The sequence below is a fragment of the Leucobacter chromiiresistens genome (assembly GCF_001477055.1).
GTDB classification, from domain to species: domain Bacteria; phylum Actinomycetota; class Actinomycetes; order Actinomycetales; family Microbacteriaceae; genus Leucobacter; species Leucobacter chromiiresistens_A.
In genome coordinates this window covers 1-2,562 of the sequence record NZ_LDRK01000164.1, presented here as the reverse complement: position 1 = coordinate 2,562, position 2,562 = coordinate 1, and the positions used below count along the sequence as shown (strand labels likewise).

The 2,562-nt window shown below is 73.7% G+C and carries 2 protein-coding genes and 1 pseudogene; 1 reads left to right on the top strand and 2 read right to left on the bottom strand.

Going from position 1 to position 2,562, the window contains the following annotated elements; translation table 11 throughout:
- Nucleotides 1-196: pseudogene (locus tag NS354_RS12840) on the bottom strand (YceI family protein); the annotation flags it as partial.
- 248 nt (nt 197-444) lie between these two features.
- Nucleotides 445-999 carry a hypothetical protein gene (locus NS354_RS12835; RefSeq protein WP_058594821.1) on the bottom strand — a complete coding sequence of 185 codons (555 nt, stop codon included), beginning with the start codon at nt 997-999 and terminating at the stop codon, nt 445-447.
- Nucleotides 1,000-1,139: 140 nt separating this feature from the next.
- Between NS354_RS12835 and NS354_RS12830 the strand changes: the two genes are divergently transcribed.
- A partial coding sequence (locus NS354_RS12830; protein WP_058594820.1) for a deoxyguanosinetriphosphate triphosphohydrolase family protein occupies nt 1,140-2,562 on the top strand: 1,423 nt, incomplete at its 3' end.

Here is a 2,562-nt window from a genome sequence, read left to right as displayed (position 1 = left end):
CGGTCGCGGCGGCGTCGCCCTCCGCCGTCTGATCGGGGGATCCGGGCGACGCAGGCTCCGAGGCGAGCGACGGCGTATCGGCCGCCGGCCCGGCGATCAGGTCGCGGTAGATCACGGGCCCGACGATGGCCGCGGCGACGGCGAGCACGACGACGCCCGCGCCGACGCCGATGAGGACCTTCTGGGACTGCTTCACGGTGTCTCCCGGGGATCGGCGCGGAGGGGCCTCGCGCTGCGGTCGGCCGAACCCCACCGCGGCGTCTGCCCGCTGCGGTGGACCCGGCCCTCTGACGTCCACTCTGGCAGCGCGCGCCCGGAGGACGCCCGGGGAAGGCCGGGAGGATGCTGGGAGAGGTGCGCGGTCGGTGCGCGGTCGGTGCGCGGGCGGTGCGCGGGCGGTGCGCGGGCGGTGCGCGGGCGGTGCGCGGGCGGGATCGGCGCGCGTCAGAGCGCCGCGAGCAGGGACTTCCAGTGCGCGCGCCACTCCTCGATGCGATCTCCGTCCGCGAGGCCGTCGTGGCTGACCGCCAGGGTCGTCTTGTCGCCCTTCGGGGTGGCCGACACCTCGACCCGGCCCGCGCCCTCGAGATCGAAACGCCGGAAGCTGCGCTTCTCGGTGCGCGACGTGCGCGGAGACGATACCGCGTGGCCGAGGTGCTCGGGCAGGGAGCCGTGCGCCGCGCTCCAGGCCTCGATTGCGGCGTCTCGGTCGGTCGGCAGTGTGCGGCTCGCGCTGACGCGGAAGGTTCCGGTCGACGACTGCCCTGGCACCCGCATGCCGGCCTGCTGCTCGTAGGCGATCGCGATGGCCTGCGCCCACCAGTCGGGATTGCCGAGGTCGTCGGTGAGGGCCGCTCGAGCGATCTTCGCGATGGCGGGATGCTGGAGTGTGGGCGCGCCCTGCGCCTCGAAGAGCGCCACCCACGCGCTCCACTCGCGCCCCGTCGCCCGCTCGATCGCGGCCACGCTCTCGGGTCTGGTGCGGTTCGCCTCGTTCATGGGCCGCCTTTCGCTGATCGCCGTCGTGCACTGCGCTGCCGCGCTGCGCTGCGGTGCGGTGCGGTGCGCTGCCGCGCTGCGCGCTGCGCGCTGCGCGTTGCGGTCAGTGTAGCGTCGCGGCGCATGCTTGAATAAGGGGCATGGAGGCATCGGGGGCGGGGCGCGAGGGGCGCCGCCATGTCGAGCACGTGTCGTCGCAGCACCGGCCCGCCGGCATCGCCGACTCGCAGTGGCCCGCCGATGACGCGGGGTCGTCGGCCGAGCCGCAGGAGTACCGGGTCGACCTCGAGCGCATCCGCTTCTCCTCGTACTTCGCCCGGCTCTCCGACGTGACACAGGTGGTGCCGCAGACGGGGGTGGGGCCGGTGATGCACAACCGGCTCACGCACTCGCTCAAGGTGAGCGCTGTGGCGCGGGTGATCGCGGCGCAGCTCGCCGGGCGCGCCGCCCGCCACGCCGACTTCGTGCGCGGCGATCTCCCCGAGGACGACGGGGTCGGCGCGATCATCGCCCGCCTCGGCGGCTGCGACACGATCGTCGCGCAGGCGGCGGCGCACGCCCACGATCTCGGGCATCCGCCGTTCGGGCATCTCGGCGAACGGGTGCTCGACCGGGTGGCGCGGGATCGGCTGGGCCTCGCCGAGGGGTTCGAGGGCAATGCGCAGAGCTTCCGCATCCTGACGCAGCTCGACACGCTCGGTCGCGACTTCCCGGGCCTGAACCTCACGGCGGCGACGCGCGCGGCGACGTTGAAGTACCCGTGGACGCGCGGGGCCTGGGTCGGCGTCTCGACGAATGACCGTGCGGTGCCCGATCGCCCCCGCGGCGTCGGAGTCGATGCGGAGAACGGCGCCGAGAAGTTCTCCGTGTACGCGCTCGACGTCGCCGAGATGGAGACGGCGCTCGCCCCATTCCCGCACATCGCTGACGGCGTGCAGACGGTCGAGTGCGCGGTCATGGATCTTGCCGACGACATCGCTTACGCGGTGCACGATCTCGACGACTTCACGCGGGCGGGGGTGCTGCAGCAGTCGTCGGTCGCCGGCGAGTTCCGCGCGTGGCTCGACCATGCGGGAGCCCTGGCCGGTGAGCCCGATGCCGCGGTGCGATCGGAGTGGCGCACCCCGGGGCGGTCGCTCGAGCTGCTCTGGCGGCGGTTGCACGCGAAAGACGGCTGGATCGCGGATCGCGATGCGTTCCGCGCCGCCGTGCGTCGGGTGAGCGAGGAGGTGGGGGAGACCCTCCTGGCGGCCCCCTACGACGGCGGCATCGACAGCGAGCGATCCGTCTCCGATTTCACGCGGCGCTGGATCGACCATCTGCGCACGTCGATCGTGGTGGAGGAGCGCCCGCACGTGCGCAGCGGCCACGTGCGCCTGAACACGCAGGCATGGCACGAGGTGATGGTGCTGAAGTTCGTGCACGCGCACTTCGTGCTTGAGCGGCCTGAGCTCGCGCAGCCGCAGCGGGGGCGGGCGCGCGTGGTGGAGCAGCTCGCCCTGGGGTTCGACGCCTGGCTGGCCGACCCCGACGACGCGGGGCGCGCGCCGCGACGTCTGCTCG

What these genes read in the sequence shown, in the direction of transcription:
- NS354_RS12835 (WP_058594821.1), bottom strand. Translation starts at nt 999, where the DNA reads ATGAACGAGGCGAACCGCACCAGACCCGAGAGCGTGGCCGCGATCGAG.